The sequence below is a fragment of the Hymenobacter jeongseonensis genome, from assembly GCF_015694725.1.
In the GTDB taxonomy this organism is placed as follows: Bacteria; Bacteroidota; Bacteroidia; order Cytophagales; family Hymenobacteraceae; genus Hymenobacter; species Hymenobacter jeongseonensis.
The window spans coordinates 637,050-656,626 of record NZ_JADQDQ010000001.1 but is presented as its reverse complement, the minus strand read 5'-3'; the positions used below and the strand labels follow the sequence as shown (position 1 = coordinate 656,626).

Here is a 19,577-nt window from a genome sequence, read left to right as displayed (position 1 = left end):
GCCTGTTATTCCGAAGTCTGGGTGGCGGAGAGAGCACAGGCCTTCCTCCAAAAGCGCCAGTGCTTCAGCTTGGGTCTTGCCGTTTGGTCGCTACTAAACCACAACCGACGACTTGTAGTTTTGGATAACTTTGTAGTTCCGGCTGCCTCCCTTTTGCGGCTTTTTCACGCCTAATCCATATTCTCTTGTTGACCTTGAAAACCCTGCGCCATTGCATCGCCCTGCTGGGGCTCGGGCTGCTGCCCACGCTGGCCCTGCAAGCCCAAACCACCAACTCGGGCACCGACAAATTTGCGCAACTCGAAACGCTGCTGCCAACGCCCAACTCCTACCGCACGGCCAGCGGCGCCCCCGGCAAAGACTACTGGCAGCAGCGGGCCGACTACGACATCAAAGTCACGCTCGACGACGCCAAGCAGGCCATCACGGGCCGCGAAACCATCACCTACACCAACCTCTCGCCCGACGTGCTGCCCTACCTCTGGGTCCAGCTCGACCAGAATCTGTACGACCAGAATTCGATAACGAAATCGACCCAAGTCAGCCAGCTTCAGGACCGGATGCCGTTTCAGGCGCTGGAAGGCCTGGTGTCCGACTTCGACGGCGGCTTCAAGATTGAGAGCGTGACGGGCAAGGACGGCAAGGCGCTGAAAACGGTGACCAACCACACCATGATGCGCGTGGATTTGCCCACGCCCCTGCGCCCCGGCCAGGCGTTCGCCTTCAACGTGAAGTGGCGCTACAACATCAACGACCAAATAAAACTGGGCGGACGCAGCGGCTACGAATACTTTGCCGAAGACAAGAACTACCTCTACGAAATTGCGCAGTTCTACCCGCGCATGGCCGTGTATTCCGACAACCAGGGCTGGCAGCACAAGCAATTTCTGGGAAATGGCGAATTCACGTTGCCTTTCGGCGACTACAAGGTGAGCATCACCGCGCCGGCCGACCACGTGGTGGGCGCCACCGGCACCTTGCAGAATGCTTCTCAGGTCCTGACGTCGACGCAGCAAAAGCGCCTGGCCCAGGCCAAGAACGCGAAGAAGCCGGTGCTCATCGTCAGCCAGCCCGAGGCCGTGGCCGCCGAAGCCAAGCGCGCGACCGGCACCAAAACCTGGACCTTCGCCGCCAAGAACGTGCGCGACTTTGCCTGGGCCAGCTCGCGCAAGTTCATCTGGGACGCGATGGAAATCAAGCAGAGCGGCAAGCCCGTGATGTGCATGAGCTACTACCCGAAAGAAGGCAACCCGCTCTGGGGCCAGTACTCCACCGAAGTGGTGGCCCACACCATCAAGACGTACTCGAAATTCACTATTCCCTACCAATACCCCGTCGCCATTTCGGTGCACGGCCCCATCTTCGGTATGGAGTACCCGATGATTAGCTTCAACGGCGGCCGGCCCGAGAAGGATGGCACGTACTCGTCGCAGACGAAGTATGCCATGATTGGGGTGATAACCCACGAGGTGGGGCACAACTTCTTCCCCATGATTGTGAACTCCGACGAGCGGCAGTGGTCGTGGATGGACGAGGGACTGAACAGCTTCGTGCAGTACCTCACCGAGCAGGAATGGGAGCGCAACTACCCCTCACGCCGCGGCGAGCCGAAGAACATAGTGGAGTATATGCGGACCGATAAGAGCCTGCAAACCCCGATTATGACCAACTCGGAATCCGTGTTGCAGTTCGGCAACAACGCCTACGCCAAACCGGCGACGGCCCTGAACATCCTGCGCGAGACAGTGATGGGCCGCGAGCTGTTCGACCACGCCTTCAAGACCTACGCCACGCGCTGGGCCTACAAGCACCCCACCCCGGCCGACTTCTTCCGCACCATGGAGGACGCCTCGGCCGTGGACCTGGACTGGTTCTGGCGCGGCTGGTTCTACACCACCGACCGCACCGACCTGGCGCTCGAGTCGGTCAAGGCCTACTCCCCGAGCACCGGCGACCCGGCCGTAGAAAAGGCCCGCTTGCAGCAGCTGCAGGCCGCCCAGGTGCCCTCGATTTCGGCCCAGCGCAACGCCCAGGAAGTAAAAAGCACGCTGGTGGACGAGAAGCCCGAACTCAAGGACTTCTACAACGCCTACAACCCCTTGGCCGTCACGGCCGCCGACCAGCAGCGCTACCAGGCCTACCTGGCTGGCCTGAGCCCGGAGCAAAAGCAGCGCCTGGGCCAGCAGCAGCACTTCTACGAACTGAGCTTGCGCAACGTCGGCGGGCTGGTCATGCCCGTCGTGCTCCAGCTCACCTACGCCGACAACTCGAAGGAAATCCAGACCATCCCGGCCGAAATCTGGCGCAAGAACAACGAGAAAGTGACCAAGGTGCTCGTGACCAAGCAGCCGGTTATTTCCTTCGTCATCGACCCGTTCCAGCAGACGGCCGACACCGATTTGAGCAACAACGCCTTCCCCCGCCAGCCCGCCGCTTCCCGCTTCGAGCTCTTCCAGCAGCAGCAGCAGGCGCCGGCCAATCCCATGCAGCAGGCCGCACAGAGTGGCACGAAATAGCGGGTTAACCTTTTTAACAAAAAAGCCCGCCAGATAACTGGCGGGCTTTTTTGTTTATTTATGACGGGGTTTCTACTCGTCCGCTTCGCCGTCGCGGCCGGCGTTGCGGCGGGGGGCGCCGTGGTCGGCAGCGTTGTCATCGCCTTCGGCGCTGCGGTTTTCCTGGCGGGCGGCTTGGCCGTAGTTCTGGGCCCGGTCTTCGGTGCGCTGGTCGCCTTGGGCAGGCGAGCCGGCTTTGCTGCCGGGCTGGCTGTCGTCATAAGCATCGTTGTACGAGCCGCCTTTCGAGCCCAGGCCCTGGGACGTGTCGCCGCCACGGCCCTGCACGTAGCCGGTGCGGTCGTCGCCGGTGCCAAAATCCGGGTTGCGACGCGGCTCTTCCCGGCCACGGTCAGCGTAGCCCATGCTGCTGGCCGGGCGCTGGCCGCGCTGGTCGGCTAGCTCCGGGTCGTTGGTTGAGTAGCCGGGGTGTTGCTCTTCGCGGTGGCCCTGCTTATCGGCACCACTTTGGCTTGGGCGGTAATCCTCGGTTTGGTTGCGGTGCTCCGAAACGGCTTCCTGGTTGCCTTGCGTGGTGGTTGCACCGCCGGTGCCGGGGGCTTCGCGCCGGAGCGAGGTGTGGCCGTAATCATCGGCATATCCCCTATCAACGGTGGGCGCAGAACCGTTGTCTACCTGAAATGCGCTGTTCGCGTCGGCGCGGTCGGGCTGGTTCCGGTTGTCGCCGTTGGGGCCGTCGAAGTCCGTTCCCTGTCTTTGGCCAGCATCGGCCGCGCGGCCCGAGGTATTGGCAATTGGAGTTCCCGGCTCGAAGCCGTAGTCAGTACGGGAGTCAGTGCGCTCATTGCCGCCGTCGTAGGCCCGGTAAGAGTTGTCCTGCGGCCCGGGGCGGCCAGCACCGCCGTAGTATCGGTCCTCGGCAGTGCCGTGGGGCTCGTAGCTGGCCAGGCGGTTCTGGTTGCCGTAGCCGCCGTGGGTGGTTCCGCCCAAATCCTGGGCCCCGAATTCGCCGCGACTGGGGTCACTGTCCTGGTTTTCGCGGCGCTCCCGGTCGTTGTAGCTTCCTTGGGTGCTGTTGCCAAAATTGCCACCGTAGTTTTCGGTCGGCCGGAGGTCGTCGGGGTTGGCTTCTTTGTTTTCCTGCTCGTCGTTTTCCACGTCCACGGCCCCCGCTCCCACGCTCGTCTCCGACTCAGCCAAATCCTCGCTGGAAGCCGGCGCAACGGGCTGTCCGCCGTCGGGGCTGCCTGCAGCACTCTGGGTTGGCGGTCCACCGGGCAGGCCCGTGCCGGTGCCGGGCCGTGTGGGCCGCGCCGCAGTGTTCCCAATCGGACCATTAATGCGGTTGCCCGCGATGTCGTTGGATTCGGTGTTCAGGTTTGTTTCCTCGTTTTCCATGGCAGGCGGGGGAGTTGCAGTCGGTGAAAAGTTGTGCTGTTCATCTATACGCGCGCCCTATCCCGTTGTTCGCCTCAGTGGCGGCCCGGCGCCAGTCGCCACGTTAAAACGCGGCGGTTCGGCGTCGGAATTTTACCTTTGTGCCACGGCGTACTCGTGCCCTCCGTTTCGCGCCGCCAACCCACAGCCAGCCGGGCGCGTTAGTTCCAGGCCACCTTCATTTTTACCCCCTCCACACGCTTATGCTCACCGGCACCGTTAAGTTTTTCGACGACACCAAAGGTTTTGGCTTTATTGTCGCTGACGATAACCAGGAAGAAATCTTCGTTCATCAAACCGGCCTTATCCACGAAATTCAGGAAGGCGACCGGGTTCAATTCAACATCAAAGCCGGAAAAAAGGGCCCCAATGCGGTCGATGTAACCCGCCTGCCGGAATAGTCCCGCATTGACCGAGAACCAAAAAGCCGGTTCTGCACCATGCAGAACCGGCTTTTTTACGGAGTTGCAGCCCTTACTTCTTTTCCTCGTGCTTGGCCACCCGCACGCCCATGGCCATGAGGCCGGGCAGTTGGTCTTGGCGCATGTACTGCTCCAGGGTCAGGGTGTAGCTGCCAGGTTTGGCAAAGCGCTGCTTGGGCAGTGCTAGTATCTGAATGTCGTAGATATCGCCGGTGCCACTGCCTTTGGGCTCCCCGGTTTTGGGGTCCATCAGCAGCATTTGGTGCAGCAACGGCGGGCCCACCCGGCCGGCTGGCCCAACAAGCGTGTGCTTGACATACAGGTTGTAAAACCCATAAGCCGAAGCGTGGCGAACGTTGAAATACACGTCGTACGTGGCCGTCGTATCCTCAATGGCGAAGGTGAAAGCAGGCTTTTGCTGTACATCCCAGGACGAATCAGGAAAGTCAATATTCTGCTCAAACACCCGGTTAGGGTCGCAGGCCGTGAGCATGCACAGGAGCCCGGCAACCATAGTCAAGCGAAGGGCAAAGCGGAAGTACATATGTGATAATCAGAGTTAGACAAGCTGGTTGACAGCGAAGGAGAACTAGTGCAACTCCTTCGCTGCCAACCAGCTTATTCTTTAGTGGTTGAGAGTAAAGGCGGGGCTTAAGCGCCGGTTGGCGCGGGACCGGCCGCCGCACCGCCTTCCCCGGCAGGGCCCCGGCCGCCGCGCCGGTTGTTGCGTCCACCGCGGCCTTCGCGGGGTTCCCCACCTTCCCGGCGCGGGGGGCGCGGCTCACCACCACCTTCCGCCGCGGGGCGCGGGGCGCCGGCAGGGTTGGCATCGGTCCGCCGCGAACCTTCGACGCGCCGGTTGCGGCCGCCGGAGTTGCCTTGGCTTGCGCCGTCCTTCGAGTCGGGCCGGGGCTCGGTAGCGGGGTTGGAGGCGGTGCCGTCTTTGGCCTCGTTGCGGGGAGAATCGCCTCGGTTGCGGCCACCACGGCGGTTGAGTGGGCGCGCAGCGGCACCGCGGCGGCCGCGCTGCTCCGGCACATCACCCAAAGCGGGCACGGGGTTGTCAATGTCGCCGGGGCCGGGGCTGGTCATTTGCTCGGGAGGGCGCGGGCCACCGGGCGCAGCACCCGCCGGGCGGCGGCCGTCGCGCGGAACCCGGCCCTCGCGGCCTTCCCGCAGCTCACGGGGCGGCCGGGCCTCGCGGGGTTCGGTGGCGTTTTCGCTAGTGGCGCGGGGCTCACGGGGTTCGCGGCCTTCGCGGGGGGCGCGGGCTTCGGTCGCCTCGCCTTCGCCGCGGGGCTTCTTGCGTTTTGAGCGCTTGCTGCTCGACTTGATTTTGTCGTCGAGGCGGTCGAGCGAGCCTTCCACGATGGCCGAAACCTCGGGTTCAGGCGCTTCCTCGCGGGGCGGCAGCAGGCTTTCGATTTTCTCGCCGCGCTTGTTCATCTCCAGCAGTTCCCGCACGCGGGCCGTGTCCAGCATCACCCAGTTGTTATCGCCTTTGAAGGCAAACCACATGCGGCGACGGAAAATGTCGGTTTTCTGCAGAAAGGCTTCGCCCCGAGCGGTTTGCAACGGACGCTGCACCTGCGGAATATCCTTGAGCGCGTCGAGGTAGGCGTCGAGCTCGTAGTTAAGGCAGCACTTGAGGCGGCCGCACTGGCCGGCCAGTTTTTGCGGGTTGAGGCTCAGGTTTTGGTAGCGAGCGGCCGTGGTGCTCACGGTTTTGAAGTCCTGCAGCCACGTAGAGCAGCACAGCTCACGGCCGCACACGCCGATGCCGCCGATGCGGCCGGCTTCCTGGCGCAGCGATATCTGGCGCATTTCCACGCGCACCCGGAATTCGTCGGCCAGGCGCCGAATCAGTTCGCGGAAGTCGACCCGGTCTTCGGCCGAGTAATAGAACAAGGCGCGGGTGCGGTCGGCCTGGTATTCCACGTCGCTCAGCTTCATGCGCAGGCGCAGCTCGCCCACCATGGCCCGGGCCCGGAACATGGTGCCGTTTTCCAGGTCGCGCACGGCTTCCCAGCGCTCCACGTCGTCGGGGGTGGCAATGCGCAAGATGTTGCGGATTTCCTTGGAATCGGTGGGCACTTTCTTCTTGCGCATTTGCAAGCGCACCAGCTCGCCCTTCAGGCTCACGTGCCCCAGGTGCCAGCCGCTGCCGGCGGCATCGACCACCACGGCATCGCCGGTCACGAGGGGCAGGCGCTCGGCGTTGCGCATAAATTCTTTCCGGCCGCCTTTGAAGCGTACTTCTACGATATCGAAGCCCGCGAAAGAGTCCGGGACTTCAACGTCCTGCAGCCAGTCGAATACGTTGAGGCGGTTGCAGCCCCCGGTGCTACAGCCCCCGTTGGATTTGCAGCCACCCGGCTTGGTGCCGCAGCCCCCGCCGGAAGAACATGATGAACAAGCCACTAGTAAGAAATTATATAGTTGAGGGAAAATAAATTTTCCACGAAAATTCGGTTCCTAGCAAAGATACGAAATTCGGCTAGGGGGCTTCCGGCCATTTGAGGCCCCGCTAAGTAAGGCACTGGCGCCTTGATTAAGGAAACAATATCCAACCTTAAACAGATTACACAAGCCCATCAGTAGCACTTTCGTGCGAATCGTATAAGATTATGGCAATTGATGGGTATTAATAAAATGATAAACACCCTCTGAAGCCAGTATTGGCTATATTTTTGAAATATTCATAACGTTTGGCTTATTTACCATTGTTGGTTACAATTATTCTCCTCTAATTGCGTCCATCCTTTAACCAAATAACCACCTACCAAACCCCAACCACCGTATGAAAATCAAAAATGTACTGTCCGCCGCCCTGCTGTGCTCTGCCTCGGCATTGACACTTTTCTCCTGTTCGAAAGAGAAGGAGACCGTTGCTCCAGTTGCGCAGGAAGTTGGCATCTCTCAAGCCGTAATCGCTCAAATCAAGGACATGGGCCTCACCACCGAGGGCATGAAGCGGGTTGCAGGCGGATACCTTGTTGAAGGTGACATTGTCATCAGCGACGAAAATCTGGCCGCCAAGCCTGCGTACCAACTGCTGCGCGTAGGCGACCAAGAGCAGTACCGCACCAGCAACTTGGTGAGCGTAGGCTCGGGCCGTACGGTTACCATTCGGGTATCTACCACCCTGCCATCGGCCTACGTAACGGCTACCGACGAACTTATCCGTCGCTACAATGCTCAGGGCTTGCTCATCCGCTTTAGCCGGGTTACTTCGGGCGGCAACATCGTGCTGACGGCTGCTCCTTCGGGTTCTGGCTACCTGGCTTCGGCCGGTTTCCCATCGGGCGGCAATCCTTACGGTTCGGTTCAAGTGAACTCGGCCGCTATCGGCACGGCCAATGCCACTACCTACATCGCTACCATTCTGGCGCACGAAGTGGGCCATTGCATTGGCTTCCGCCACACCGACTACATGGACCGCTCCTACAGCTGCGGCGGTGCTTACACCAACGAAGGTGCCAGCACCGTGGGCGCTATCCACATCCCCGGCACCCCCACCACCGCCAGCGCTGGCTCGTGGATGCTGGCTTGCGTAGGCAGCGGCCAAAACCGTCCGTTTACGTCGAGCGACGTAACTGCTTTGCGTTACGTGTACTAAGCGAAAATTTCGCTTACTTGTCGTTTCAAATCTTCACAAGGCCTCAGCTCCTAACAGCTGGGGCCTTCGTGCTGAAAGGCAAAAATTTAGTAATTCAAATTATTGAATTACATAAATATCCATCTTCTTTACAACAAGGTTTCTCACCACCATTTTTTAACCAATTCCCATGAAAAAAAGAAGTCTGTTTTCCGCTTGCTTGTGCCTCGCTTCGGCGCTTGTATTTTCGTCGTGCAGCAAAAAAGAAGAGGCTGCTGTTGCCCCAACGGCCATTACAAAAGAAGTATTAAGCCAGGTTAAAGCCATGGGCTTTGGCACTGATGACATCCGTGCGGTAGATGGCGGCTTCGTGGTAGAAGGCGACATGTTGCTGACCAATGAAATGCTGGCCAGCGCGCCAGGCTACGGCACCCTGCGCGTGGGCGACGAGGAACAGTACCGCACCACCAACTTGGTGAACGCGGGCACGGGCCGCACGCTGACCGTGAGCCTATCGAGCCAGTTCCCGGCGGCGTACTCGGCGGCCATTGATGAAGCCATTCTCCGCTATAATGCGGCCAACCTGACATTGAAATTCAGCCGCATCGCCAATGACGCTGCTGCTAACCTGCCCGTTAAGTATTCGGCTAGCCTCGGCGCTGGCGTACTGGGCCAATCGGGCGGCTTCCCAACTGGCGGCAACCCCGCACCGGGTTTCACGCTGGTTCCCAGCGTGATTAACAGCACGAACACCAATTACATTGCCACCATCATGGCCCACGAAATGGGACATTGCATCGGCATGCGCCACACCGACTACTACAACCGTCAGTACAGCTGCGGCGGTCGTAAGGCCAACGAAGGTGCCAGCACCGTGGGCGCTATCCTGATTCCTGGCACGCCGTCGCTTGCCGAACCCAATTCCTGGATGTTGGCTTGCGTGGGCAACGGCGTTAACCGCCCTTTCACCGCCAACGACCTCACGGCTCTGTCTTACATCTACTAGTAGCTTCGGCTGCTCGTAGACTATAAGTAAGTAGTACGACAACAAAAAGCCCCGGCTCATCTGAGCCGGGGCTTTTTGTTGTGCCTTGCAATCCTGAAGATTGTGGCGAATACTTGGCCATTGGCTACCTGCCCTGCTCTATTGAATGACCACCCGAATAGTTTGTTCGGCTTGGCTGTCCAGGGTCACCCGGAGCAAATACAGCCCCGGCTTCAGGCCGTTGGTATCGAGTTGGTTGATAACGCCTTCGACAGTGGTCTCGCGTTGGAGCTTGCCCAGCATGTCGTAAAGGCGAATGCTCACCGGGCTGCTTGTACCGGCAATTAGGCGCAGGTCTTCGCCAGCCAACACCGGGTTGGGAAATACTTGAGCTGCCCCAGTCTGGAGATAATAGGTCTCTTCAACCTGGCTGTAAAACTGTTGCCCAGCCAAGTTCTCCAGCCGCACGCGGTAGAGGTAGCGGGCAGCAGCCGGCGGCAAGTCGGTGAAAGTAAATTTGGTCGTTGTAAGTGGCGCGATGGTTTGCACGGCTTCGTAACCAGCAGCTCCCAGACGCTCCAACGTGGCCGACTGCAGGCGATACAAGCTGCCCAATTCAACGTTGAACTGGATGGTATTATCGACCAGCTGGCGCGGCATGAACGAGCGAAAATAGCACACCGTGCCCTGCGTCGTGTAGTCGATGGTGCCGCCCGGGTCGGCCACTTTGCCTTGCAACACGGGCGCCATGGCATAATAGCGGCTGGCCATTTGTGTGCGATTAAGCACTACTATGGTATCGGCAGTCCGTAACAAGGGCTCTAAAGTGGTGGCTCCGAGTTGATACACCTGGTACTGGGTTGCACCGGGTACACGGGCCCACTGCAGCAGGGTTTCGTCGGGGCAGGTGTAGCCTACTTGCAGGGGAGGCACCCGCACAATGGCAAACTCGCCGGAAGTAAATGATTGGCTGCCCGTCACCAGCCGCAATTGCGCCAGAGTGGTAGTATCAGGCACAGTCCAGGTATAGCGGTTATCGGCCAGTGCCACCGCACCGTTGACAACGCGCCATTGGGCGTTGCCCACCGGGCGGTATTCCAGGCGGGCCGTGGTGGGCGGGCCACTCCAGTGCCAGCGCAGGGTGGTGGCGGCATTTGGTGGCACATTGCCCGGGCTTTGGGGGCTGAGCCACTCCAGTCCCACTGGGCTTACTTCATACGCCAGGCTGAATGCCTGGGGGCCTTGGGGTACGCTAAAGCCGCGCACACGCAATTCGTAAGTACCGGCAGCGGGCACGGCCAGGGTTATTTGCTCGATGTTGTTTACATGGTCGGCGCGGCGGCGGGCGGGCAGAGCCAGGGAGTCGGCGTGGGGGTAGGCGCTGAGTGCCCAGGGCTGCCAGCGTTGGCCCGTGGTGCGCGATACCAGCTCCAGGTCCAGGTCGTTGACGAGGGCGCGGGCGGCGCCGGCGGGCGCGTCCGGGTCGTTCCAAACCAGGCTGGCCTTGAGCTGCTGCTGGCCTGCGGGCACCGTAATGGTCAGCACTTGCTCAGTGCCCTGCGCCACTGTTTCGTTAAAAAACCGCCGGTCGCGCATCGTATTAATGGCGCCCAACGCATCGGCTTGGCCAAAACCGCTGACGAAATCAACTTCCGGACGGCCCAGGTCGTTGGCGCTGTTGACGAGCACGGCTTTAACCAGCGCGGCGGGGGGCAAGGTGCCGCTGTGTTGGTCGCGGTGCACCTGCTGCAACAGCAAGCTAATGCCCGACACCAGCGCGGCCGACTCAGAAGAACCGCCTTCGCCGTAGGCCACGAGCTCGGGTTTCACGCGGCCGTCGTAAGCCGGGCCGCGGGAGCTCAGCGCAGACACTTGCCCCGACGGGTCGGTGGCGCCCACGGTCAGCGTGTTTTTCGACATTTTGAACTGCCCCGTGACGTTCGCCACGGCGGCAATGCCCGTGTAGGGGCCTTCGGCACTGGTTAGCGCGCCGGAGTTGCCCGATGAAAAAACGTGCAGCAGCGACGGAAACTGCTGTACCTGCCGGTCATATTCCTGGGTTTCCAGGCCGTAATAATTCTCGATGGCGACCCCGTAGGAGTGGTTTTGCACCGATATTCCGTCCTGGGCCAACTGCGAGCCGTCGTCGGGCAGCAGGCGGGCAAAATCCGAGGTGGCCAGGCGCACTTCCCGCGCTACGCCACGGCCCTTGGGGTGGGAATTGCCGGCCCCGCCGATGAGCGTGGCCATGTCGGTGGCGTGGGGCGACGGCGGGCCGGGAAAATTCTCCACGTTCACCACCCGCCCCTTGAAGTCAATGTCGTTGGGGTCAAACGGCCCTTCCTTCACCGACACCGTGAGCCCCTGCCCGTTGAGCTGGGAAAACTGCGCCTGAACCGCCGCAATGGCATTAATCGACAGGTCCGAGTTGTTCAGCCGGCGCTCGGTGCGCGCCTGGCGGTCGGCCACATCGATGAAGGACACCACCGGGCAAGCCACCAGCTTGGGCACGGCCGCTGCCGTGAGGCCCGTCACATCAAGGATAGAGGCGGAAGCCGTGGGCTGCGATACCCGCGCGGCTGGCAGCTGCTGCCGTACCCACTGCTCGAAGGCCGCTTTGTCGGTCACGCGCACGCGCACGGTGCGCAACGTTTTTTGGGCAGTAGCAGCTTGCAGCGTGGGAGCTAGCTTGGCGGTGGGCGCGGGGCGCACCGGGGCTTGAGCCTGAACAGTGCCAACAGCAGTCAGCAATATCACCGCTGTTCTTCTCCACCCTTGCAACGACTGCCTCGACAACTTGTAAAAGCTGGAGGGCTCCCCTTTTTTTAACCCCATGTATGGAAATTCATTGGTAGAAATTCAGCAGCGTGTGCTTCTCCCAAAGATACTTTAAACAGAACGTTGAAGCGAACGATGGACCAGCTACTAAAAAAGGAGCCTGCGCGGCGCAGGCTCCTTTTCAAATTTCAATACCAAACGGCTTAGGCGCCGGGTTTGAGCACCACTTTGGTGCAGTTGTCCTTCTTGTTGCGGAAGATGTCGTAGCCGTGGGCAGCTTCGCTCAGCGGCAGGCGGTGCGAAATGATGTCGTCGAGGCGCACGTCGCCGTTGGATACGTGTTTCAACAGGCGGTCGATGTGCTTATGAGCAGGGGCCTGGCCGCCTTTCAGGGTGATGCCTTTGTCGAAGAACTGGTGGATGGGGAAATTGTCGAAGGGAGACGAATACACGCCCAGTACCGACACAAAGCCGCCCCGGCGCACGGCGCTCATGCAGGCCAGCAGCACCTTGTCGGAGCCTTTTTCGAGGTTGATAACAGCCTTGGCGCGGTCGACGAGGCTGCGGTCGGGCTCGAAGCCGACGGCTTCCACGCACACGTCGGCGCCGTAGCCGCGGCTCATGCTCCGGATTTCGTCCACCACCTGCTTCTGGCTTTCCCAGAGAATGCCCTCGGCATTGGCGGTTTGCTTGGCCTTGTCGAGGCGGTATTGCTGGGTATCGATGATGATGACGCGGCTGGCGCCGCGCAGCCACGCCGATTTGGCGGCCATGATGCCCACCGGACCGGCCCCGAAAATGGCGATGACTTCGCCGCCCTTCACCCCGGCCCAGTCGATGCCGGTGTAGCCGGTGGGGAAGATGTCGGTCAGGAAAAGCACCTGCTCGTCGGTGAGGTTATCGGGCACTTTGCGGGGGCCGAAGTCGGCGTAGGGCACGCGTACGTACTCGGCTTGGCCGCCGTCGTAGCCGCCGTACAAATCGGTGTAGCCGAATAATGCGCCGCCTTTTTCGGTCATCAGGCCGCCTTCGGGGCCGTAGTGCTCGGGGTTGGAGTTTTCGCAGTGGCCGGGCAGTTCGTGGTTGCAGAACAGGCAATGGCCGCAGGCAATGGGGAAGGGCACCACCACCCGGTCGCCGCGCCGGAGGTTGCCCACGCCTTTGCCCACCTCCTCCACGATGCCCATGAATTCGTGGCCCAGGGTCATGGGCCGGGGCTGCGGAATGCTGCCGTTGTAAATGTGCAGGTCGGACCCGCAAATGGCCGTGCTCGTAACGCGGATAATGGCGTCGCGGGAATCCAGGATTTCGGGGTCGTCTACCGTGTCAACGCGCACGTCGCGCATGCCGTGAATTCGGAGTGCTTTCATGGAAAAGGGGTTAGCTGTGGAAAGAAAGACTTCCCAGGCTAACGAGCCACTTTTCCAGAGGTTACTGCTATTCAATGATGCCGGGCGCTAAGCACGGCCGTATTTACCCCTACTTCCACTGATAAACAGCGACTCCTGTCGCCGTGAAAATGTAGGCGTATGATTCGCCCAGCAGCACCTGCTGCACGTCGGCGGGCGCTACGCCCGCAGGCAATGCCACCCGGCGCTCGGTCAGGTTGTAGAGGTGGAAGTAGTGGATGGCGCCGGCATCGAAGTAATACAGCTCATCGCCCCGAAACCCCACGGTATTCAGCCCCACCACCGGGATTTTCTTCTTGTAGTTGCCCAAGTTGTCGAACACGTACACGCCCGTGACCTTGTCGACCAGATACAGGTTGTTTTGGTAGTGGCGCAGGAACCGGAAGTCCGGCCGGGTGCGGCCAATAATCAGGTCCAGCGGCGTGTTTTTCACCAGCCGCAGGGTGTTGGGGTCGAATTCGCGCAGCACCAGGCTGCTTTCGTCGAGCAGCCAGATGCGGTTGTCGGGCGCCAGGGTAGCCGCCCGAATCATGCCATCGAGAAAGTCGCCCAGCCGCACCTCGGTGATGAGTGCCAGAAACCGGTCGAGCAACACGAGTTGCTGGCGGTCGTCGTTGAAAACCATCACCGTGGTCACGTTCCAGGCTTCTACCTGCGCCGCGTGGCCGGGCTGGGTGGGCGCAAACGTGTTCAGTGGCAGGCCTTCGGGGCCGTACTGCCGCAGGTTGTTGTCGGCATCGGCTACGTACAGCGCCCCGCGCCGGTCGAGCGAAGCCGCGCCGGGGTTGGGCAGTTTGATGAGGCGCACGAACTTCCAGGGGACCAGCCCTGCCGTGGCGGCAGAATCAATCGTTGATTTTGGCGGGCTCTGCACCGGTGCCACCACCACTTTGGACGGCGGCGCAACCGAAGCGGCCGAGGGGACAGTGACTTGGGCGTGGGCGGTGCTGATAAGGAACAGGAAGCATAAACCGCCGAACACCCCAATACGCCCGTCATGCAGAGCGGAGCGAAGCATCTCGCGTGGCGTAGTAAAATAAATGGATGCAGAGGCGGCACGCGAGATGCTTCGCTCCACTCTGCATGACGGCCTTATTGCGAGAGGTTTCGACCAGTTTAACAGCAAATTCTTGGTAACCGATGAAAACCCAAGAGGCAACGAGCGCCAGGATTTACTTCTCAAAATGCCGCAGAGCCAGTTCGTTGCCATCATACACGCCATAAGAGCAATAATTGACCCATTCGCCGAGGTTAATGTAGCGGCTGCCCGGCCCCACGGCCACATCCAGGGGCAGGTGGCGGTGGCCAAACACGTAGTAGTCGTGGTGCAACTGCGTCTCGACCTCGCGGCAGTATTGCAGCAGCCATTCCTCGTCGCCGTAGAAAGTCGCATCGTCCTTGCCGGTTTGCATGCGGCTGCGGCGGCTCCACTTATTGGCCATGCCAATGCCAAAGTTGGGGTGCAGCCGGGCAAACAGCCACTGCGCCAGCGGAGAGGCAAAAATCCGCTTCAGCACCTTGTATTGATGGTCTTTCGGCCCCAGGCCGTCGCCGTGGCCGATGTGGAACAGCTGGTTGCCAATACGCTGCGATACCTCGTGGCGCAGCACCGGAATGCCCATTTCCTGAGTAAAGTAACCGAACATCCACATGTCGTGGTTGCCGGTAAAAATGGTGATGGGCAGGCCCCGGTCGGTCAGCTCCGCCAGTTTCCCTTGCAGGCGGCTGAAGCCCCGCGGAATGGCGTGCTTGTACTCAAACCAGAAATCGAAGATGTCGCCCAGCAAATAAATGGCCGCGGCATCCTGGGACACCTCATCGAGCCAGCGCACAATGCGCCGCTCCCGAGCCAGCGACGAGGCCGCATCGGGCACGCCGAGGTGAAAGTCGGAGGCGAAATACACCCGGCGGCCGGGCGCCAGGGCCAGGTCGGGCAACGTGCGGGTGGGCTTCATAAGGGCAGGTTTTCGGCGTCTTCCTCTAAAAGAAAAAGTGCCAGACGGCGGGGTCCATGCGCCCCGAGCACCAAGGTTTTTTCGATATCGGCGGTGCGGCTGGGGCCGCTAGTGAGCGACACCATGGACGACATTTTTTCGCCAAACCGGGCCTGTATCACGCGCAGGGCCTCCCGTATCTCGGCCACTACTTGGCTGGGGCGGGCCAGCACTAGGTGTTGGTCGGGGTAGATGCTCAGGCGGCGCCCGCTGGCCGTGGCCGCCGAAATCAGCACGCTGCCCGTGCGCGCCACCAAGGCTTCGCAGGAAGTCAGGCTCAAATCAGCTTGCTCAATAAATCCGGTTTCATCGGCGCGGAACGCAATGCCCGCCGTTTGCAGCAACGCTTGCAGCTGGGGCTCCCACACGTAGGGCGCCCCCACCTGCTGGCGTTGCTGATAGCTGGCCACCTGCTCTGCCAAATGCGCCAGCGACTCGCAATAGTAGAACTCGCCCCCCACGCGCTGGAAGCTTTCGGCAAAGGCCACCACCGCGTCTCTGTTGCTCAGCGGCGGGTGCACGGGCGCGGTAAAGTCGGGCCGGGGCGGCAGCGGCGCAGGCTGCGCCAGGCTTTGGCGGATGCGGGCAAGCACGGCATCGCGAGAACTTTCTGCCATGGATTAAAGAGTACCGGGTTGAAGCTTCAAAGGTAACCGGCCGGCCTGTAGTGCAAAGGTTGGCCCGGCCAGTCCACAAAAAAAGCCAGCCCTCGCGGACTGGCTTTTTTGAAATGACGCAGCAGGTATTACACACCGGCCACCGCGTTGCCGCTGGGGGTCGAGGTTTCGTTGTTGCGGTCGTTGTCCATGCCGGGCAGGTTCAGTTCGGGCAGGTCGTTGCCGAGTTTACCACCGGCGGCTTGCTCGCCTTTCACCTCGCTGGCGGTTTCGCTGCGGTCGGTGCCGGCCATGTGGGCCTGGTAGTTAGTCTGGCTGTCGAAGGGACGCGGGCCCACCAAGCGGGTCAGGTCTTCCTGCTGGAGAACTTCTTTTTCCAGCAACTCCTTGGCCACCACTTCCAACTCGTGGCGGCGCTCGGTGAGAAGCTCCTTGGTGCGGGTGTAGGCATTCTCGATGATGGTGCGCACTTCCTCGTCAATCATCTGCGAAGTGGCTTCCGAGTAAGGCTTTGAGAAACCGTACTCGTTCTGCCCCTTCGAGTCGTAGAACGACACGTTGCCGAGTTTGGCGTTCATGCCGTACATCGTTACAATGGAATAGGCCATTTTGGTGATGCGCTCCAAGTCGCTCAGCGCGCCGGTGGAGATTTTACCAAACACCAATTCCTCGGCAGCGCGGCCACCCAAGGCCATGCACATTTCGTCAATCAGCTGCTCGGTATTGTACAGAAACTGCTCTTTTGGCAGGTACTGCGCATAGCCCAGCGCGGCAACGCCACGGGGTACAATGCTCACTTTCACCAAGGGGTCGACGTGCTCTAAGAACCAGCCCGCAATGGCGTGGCCGGCTTCGTGGTAGGCCACGATGCGCTTTTCGCCGGGCGAAATGATTTTGTTCTTCTTCTCCAAACCACCAATCACGCGGTCGATGGCATCAGTGAAGTCCTGGTCAGTGATGAACTTCTTGTCGCGGCGGGCTGCAATCAGCGCAGCCTCGTTGCAGACGTTGGCAATTTCAGCGCCGGCAAAGCCCGGCGTCTGAGCCGACAGCCGGCGCGCATCCACGTCCGGGCCCAAGGTCAAGGGCTTCAGGTGCACCTGGAAAATCTCAGTGCGGCCGTTGATGTCCGGCTTGTCGATGCTGATTTGGCGGTCGAAACGGCCGGGACGGAGCAGCGCCGAATCCAAGGTATCGGGCCGGTTGGTAGCAGCCAGGATAATGACGCCAGAATCGGTGCCGAATCCGTCCATTTCCACCAGCAGCGAGTTCAGGGTGTTTTCGCGCTCGTCGTTGCCGCCGGGCGTGCTGCCTTTGCTGCGGCTGCGGCCCACGGCGTCAATCTCATCAATGAAGATGATGCAGGGCGCTTTGGCCTTGGCTTGCTTAAACAAGTCGCGCACCCGGGCAGCCCCCACGCCCACGAACATTTCCACGAAGTCGGAGCCCGAAAGCGAGAAGAACGGCACATCGGCTTCGCCCGCTACGGCTTTCGCCAGCAAGGTTTTGCCGGTGCCGGGAGGGCCTACCAACAAGGCCCCTTTCGGAATCTTACCGCCGAGGATGGTGAACTTGCTGGGGTTCTTGAGGAACTCCACAATCTCCTGCACTTCCTCTTTGGCTTCTTCGAGGCCGGCGACGTCTTTGAAGGTGATTTTTACTTTGTCGCCACCTTCAAACAAGGCCGCCCGGCTCTTGCCGATGCTGAAAATCTGGCCGCCGGGACCGTTGGCACTGCTCATGCGGCGCATCAGGAACCAGAAGCCCACAATCATTAGAATGATGAGGCCATAGCCGCCAATGAAATCCATGGCGCTCTGCCGGGAATCAATGTTGAGGGGCAATTGCTGCGCCACCGGCAAGGTCTTCTGAAGGCGGTCCAAGTCTTCTTTGAAAAGCTTGGCGTCTACTACCGGGAAATAGAACTGCGCGCCCGTGCTGGCCATGCCAATGGGGCTGCGGCGGGCGAGTTCCTGCTTGTAGTCGCTCTTGCGCAACGCTTCCGGCTTGAGGCTAACCTCCACCATCTTCTCGTTGATGAGCGTAATGTCCTTTACATCACCGACCGCGAGCATTTGCTCGAAGCGCTGCTGGTTGATTTTGGCAGGCGAATTGGAGTTGTTCACCCACATCACTCCCACCAAAAACAACAGCAAGCCGGCCAGCACCCATAACTGCACGCCCGGCCGTGGATTGGGCGCGGGCATCAGGGGCTTCTTCTTTTTATTGTTATTAGGATTTTTATCCGACATGAAAATAGCTAGTTAAATCAGGTATAACCACGAGCAAAACACCGCGCCGAAAACAAATGTTCGGCTCCGATAAGACGTATTCCCAGCGTATATATTTTATCCGGTCGGCCCGTTTTTTATGCCGGTTCGGCTTCGATGTAGCTGATTTTAGCATCGCCCCACAGCTCTTCGAGGGCGTAGAACTTGCGGCGGTCACGCAGGAACACGTGTACCACCACGTCAACGTAGTCCAGCAGCACCCACTCGCGGTTGGTGCGGCCTTCGGTTTGCCAGGGGCTTTCGCCGGTTACTTTTTCAATTTCTTCTTCTACCGAACGGGCCACAGCTTCCAGCTGCGTGTCGGAATTGGCCGAGCAGATGATAAAATAATCCGCCACCGCGTTTTTGAGCTCCTTCAAATTCAGCACCACGATGTCAGACGCCTTCTTGTCTTGCATGCCGCGTACTACCAATTCTGCCAATGTGTCTGAATCCTGACGGACCAACGTGCTTTTCATATTCTGTTATTAGGGTTGAGCTTTGCAGCCGAAAGTCTACGAAGTTAACGAAACGCGAAAGAAGGCCGTGGTTCTCACCCCTCAAACCTTATTCACGGGCCAGCAACTGATTTGGTTGCCGACTTGTGCCTCCACCAATACGGAGGCCCAGGCCTTGATTGTCCAAAACCGGGCCAGCGACGGCTGCACCATAATTACGGACTTTCAGACCGCTGGCCGAGGCCAGCGTGGCAACCAGTGGGAAGCCGCACCCGCCGAAAACCTCATGCTGTCGGTGGTGTGGCAGCCCACGTTTTTGGCCGCCGCCCAACAGTTCCGCCTCAGCCAGGCCGTGGCGTTGGGCGTGCACGACTGGGCGGCTGCCCTGCTGGGCCCCACCCCCAAACTGAAGCTGAAGTGGCCCAACGATTTGTATTACGGAGACCAGAAGCTAGGGGGTGTGCTGATTGAAAACAGCCTGAGCGGCACAAAGATTCAACACAGCGTCATTGGCATTGGCCTGAATATCAACCAACAAGACTTTACTACCGCCACCGCCACCTCCATTGGCCAGCTCACGGGCCGCGCTTATGCCCGCGAAGCGCTAGCAGCACGCCTGCTCGAGTGCCTGGAGCGGCGCTACCTGAAGTTGCGGGCCGGGCAAGTGGGCAAGCTGCGGCAGGAATACCTGCAGGCGCTGTACCGCTACCAGGAAACCCATTTGTTCCTAGTAGATGGCAAGCAGGTGAGTGGCCAGATTGTCGGGGTGGAAGACGATGGGCGGCTGGCCGTGGCCATCGGCAACGAGCTGCGGCGCTTCGGCATGCAGGAAATTAGGCACCTGTAGCAACCTTTGCGGCCATTTTGGCATCAGGAGTGGGAACCCGAAATTTTCAAGTAAAATTTTTCAAAAGTCCGCTGACCTGATGGGCACGACTGCCGAGTTGTTTTTGTTGATTACAAACAACTTTCCGCAGTTTCATTGGTCTATGAATTCGGAACTCCTCGCACTACGTCGGTGAGGCCCAATACCCTAGCCAACTCGGCACGGTGCTTGTCTTCTACCGGCCAGACCAACGGCGCTTTTTCTTCC

15 protein-coding genes are annotated in these 19,577 nt (G+C 60.2%); 5 read left to right on the top strand and 10 right to left on the bottom strand.

Annotated elements, in window-relative coordinates; translation table 11 throughout:
- Positions 1-194 precede the first annotated feature (194 nt).
- Positions 195-2,516: a M1 family metallopeptidase gene (locus I2I05_RS02725; protein WP_394368722.1), complete on the top strand. Its 2,322-nt coding sequence runs from the start codon at positions 195-197 to the stop codon at positions 2,514-2,516.
- A gap of 72 nt (positions 2,517-2,588) precedes the next feature.
- Here the strand turns inward: I2I05_RS02725 and I2I05_RS02720 are convergent, their stop codons facing one another.
- Positions 2,589-3,914, bottom strand: a complete 1,326-nt coding sequence (locus tag I2I05_RS02720) for a hypothetical protein (RefSeq protein ID WP_196280654.1) — start codon at positions 3,912-3,914, stop codon at positions 2,589-2,591.
- Positions 3,915-4,156: 242 nt separating this feature from the next.
- Between I2I05_RS02720 and I2I05_RS02715 the strand changes: the two genes are divergently transcribed.
- On the top strand, positions 4,157-4,354 hold the full coding sequence (locus I2I05_RS02715) for a cold-shock protein (protein WP_196280653.1): 198 nt from the start codon (positions 4,157-4,159) through the stop codon (positions 4,352-4,354).
- A gap of 73 nt (positions 4,355-4,427) precedes the next feature.
- Here I2I05_RS02715 and I2I05_RS02710 read toward each other — a convergent pair whose 3' ends face one another.
- Positions 4,428-4,889 carry a gliding motility lipoprotein GldH gene (locus I2I05_RS02710; RefSeq protein WP_230688094.1) on the bottom strand — a complete coding sequence of 154 codons (462 nt, stop codon included), beginning with the start codon at positions 4,887-4,889 and terminating at the stop codon, positions 4,428-4,430.
- A 137-nt stretch (positions 4,890-5,026) separates the two neighbouring features.
- Entirely contained in the window at positions 5,027-6,796 is a 1,770-nt protein-coding gene (gene ricT, locus I2I05_RS02705) for a regulatory iron-sulfur-containing complex subunit RicT (RefSeq protein WP_196280651.1), read from the bottom strand.
- A gap of 379 nt (positions 6,797-7,175) precedes the next feature.
- On the opposite strand from ricT, the gene I2I05_RS02700 reads away from it, so the two are divergent.
- Positions 7,176-7,994: a M57 family metalloprotease gene (locus I2I05_RS02700; RefSeq protein ID WP_196280650.1), complete on the top strand. Its 819-nt coding sequence runs from the start codon at positions 7,176-7,178 to the stop codon at positions 7,992-7,994.
- A gap of 169 nt (positions 7,995-8,163) precedes the next feature.
- Positions 8,164-8,979: a M57 family metalloprotease gene (locus I2I05_RS02695; protein ID WP_196280649.1), complete on the top strand. Its 816-nt coding sequence runs from the start codon at positions 8,164-8,166 to the stop codon at positions 8,977-8,979.
- A 138-nt stretch (positions 8,980-9,117) separates the two neighbouring features.
- On the opposite strand, the gene I2I05_RS02690 is transcribed toward I2I05_RS02695, so the two are convergent.
- The 7 genes from I2I05_RS02690 to rsfS form a co-directional block, all read right to left on the bottom strand.
- A complete protein-coding gene (locus I2I05_RS02690; protein WP_196280648.1) occupies positions 9,118-11,709 on the bottom strand; it encodes a S8 family serine peptidase in 2,592 nt (863 codons plus the stop codon).
- A 230-nt stretch (positions 11,710-11,939) separates the two neighbouring features.
- Positions 11,940-13,106, bottom strand: coding sequence for a zinc-dependent alcohol dehydrogenase (locus I2I05_RS02685; protein ID WP_196280647.1), 1,167 nt, complete (start codon positions 13,104-13,106; stop codon positions 11,940-11,942).
- 109 nt (positions 13,107-13,215) lie between these two features.
- Entirely contained in the window at positions 13,216-14,163 is a 948-nt protein-coding gene (locus I2I05_RS02680) for a hypothetical protein (RefSeq protein ID WP_196280646.1), read from the bottom strand.
- A gap of 154 nt (positions 14,164-14,317) precedes the next feature.
- Complete coding sequence (locus I2I05_RS02675; RefSeq protein ID WP_196280645.1) at positions 14,318-15,100, bottom strand: UDP-2,3-diacylglucosamine diphosphatase; 783 nt, start codon at positions 15,098-15,100, stop codon at positions 14,318-14,320.
- Positions 15,097-15,756 (bottom strand): LutC/YkgG family protein, encoded by a 660-nt coding sequence (locus tag I2I05_RS02670; protein ID WP_196280644.1) that lies wholly within the window; start codon positions 15,754-15,756, stop codon positions 15,097-15,099. The genes I2I05_RS02675 and I2I05_RS02670 overlap by 4 nt, the downstream gene beginning before the upstream one ends.
- Positions 15,757-15,884: 128 nt before the next feature.
- Entirely contained in the window at positions 15,885-18,008 is a 2,124-nt protein-coding gene (ftsH, locus tag I2I05_RS02665; RefSeq protein WP_196280643.1) for an ATP-dependent zinc metalloprotease FtsH, read from the bottom strand.
- Between the two features lie 116 nt (positions 18,009-18,124).
- On the bottom strand, positions 18,125-18,505 hold the full coding sequence (gene rsfS / locus I2I05_RS02660; RefSeq protein WP_196280642.1) for a ribosome silencing factor: 381 nt from the start codon (positions 18,503-18,505) through the stop codon (positions 18,125-18,127).
- Between the two features lie 67 nt (positions 18,506-18,572).
- On the opposite strand from rsfS, the gene I2I05_RS02655 reads away from it, so the two are divergent.
- Positions 18,573-19,331, top strand: a complete 759-nt coding sequence (locus I2I05_RS02655; RefSeq protein ID WP_196280641.1) for a biotin--[acetyl-CoA-carboxylase] ligase — start codon at positions 18,573-18,575, stop codon at positions 19,329-19,331.
- Positions 19,332-19,577: the final 246 nt, after the last annotated feature.

Excerpts from the sequence above, each read along its gene's own strand:
- I2I05_RS02720 (WP_196280654.1), bottom strand. The coding sequence starts at position 3,914 with ATGGAAAACGAGGAAACAAACCTGAACACCGAATCCAACGACATCGCG.
- I2I05_RS02715 (WP_196280653.1), top strand. The coding sequence starts at position 4,157 with ATGCTCACCGGCACCGTTAAGTTTTTCGACGACACCAAAGGTTTTGGC.
- I2I05_RS02710 (WP_230688094.1), bottom strand. The coding sequence starts at position 4,889 with ATGGTTGCCGGGCTCCTGTGCATGCTCACGGCCTGCGACCCTAACCGG.
- I2I05_RS02700 (WP_196280650.1), top strand. The coding sequence starts at position 7,176 with ATGAAAATCAAAAATGTACTGTCCGCCGCCCTGCTGTGCTCTGCCTCG.
- I2I05_RS02695 (WP_196280649.1), top strand. The coding sequence starts at position 8,164 with ATGAAAAAAAGAAGTCTGTTTTCCGCTTGCTTGTGCCTCGCTTCGGCG.
- I2I05_RS02685 (WP_196280647.1), bottom strand. The coding sequence starts at position 13,106 with ATGAAAGCACTCCGAATTCACGGCATGCGCGACGTGCGCGTTGACACG.
- I2I05_RS02680 (WP_196280646.1), bottom strand. The coding sequence starts at position 14,163 with ATGCTTCGCTCCGCTCTGCATGACGGGCGTATTGGGGTGTTCGGCGGT.
- I2I05_RS02675 (WP_196280645.1), bottom strand. The coding sequence starts at position 15,100 with ATGAAGCCCACCCGCACGTTGCCCGACCTGGCCCTGGCGCCCGGCCGC.
- I2I05_RS02670 (WP_196280644.1), bottom strand. The coding sequence starts at position 15,756 with ATGGCAGAAAGTTCTCGCGATGCCGTGCTTGCCCGCATCCGCCAAAGC.
- ftsH (WP_196280643.1), bottom strand. The coding sequence starts at position 18,008 with ATGTCGGATAAAAATCCTAATAACAATAAAAAGAAGAAGCCCCTGATG.
- rsfS (WP_196280642.1), bottom strand. The coding sequence starts at position 18,505 with ATGAAAAGCACGTTGGTCCGTCAGGATTCAGACACATTGGCAGAATTG.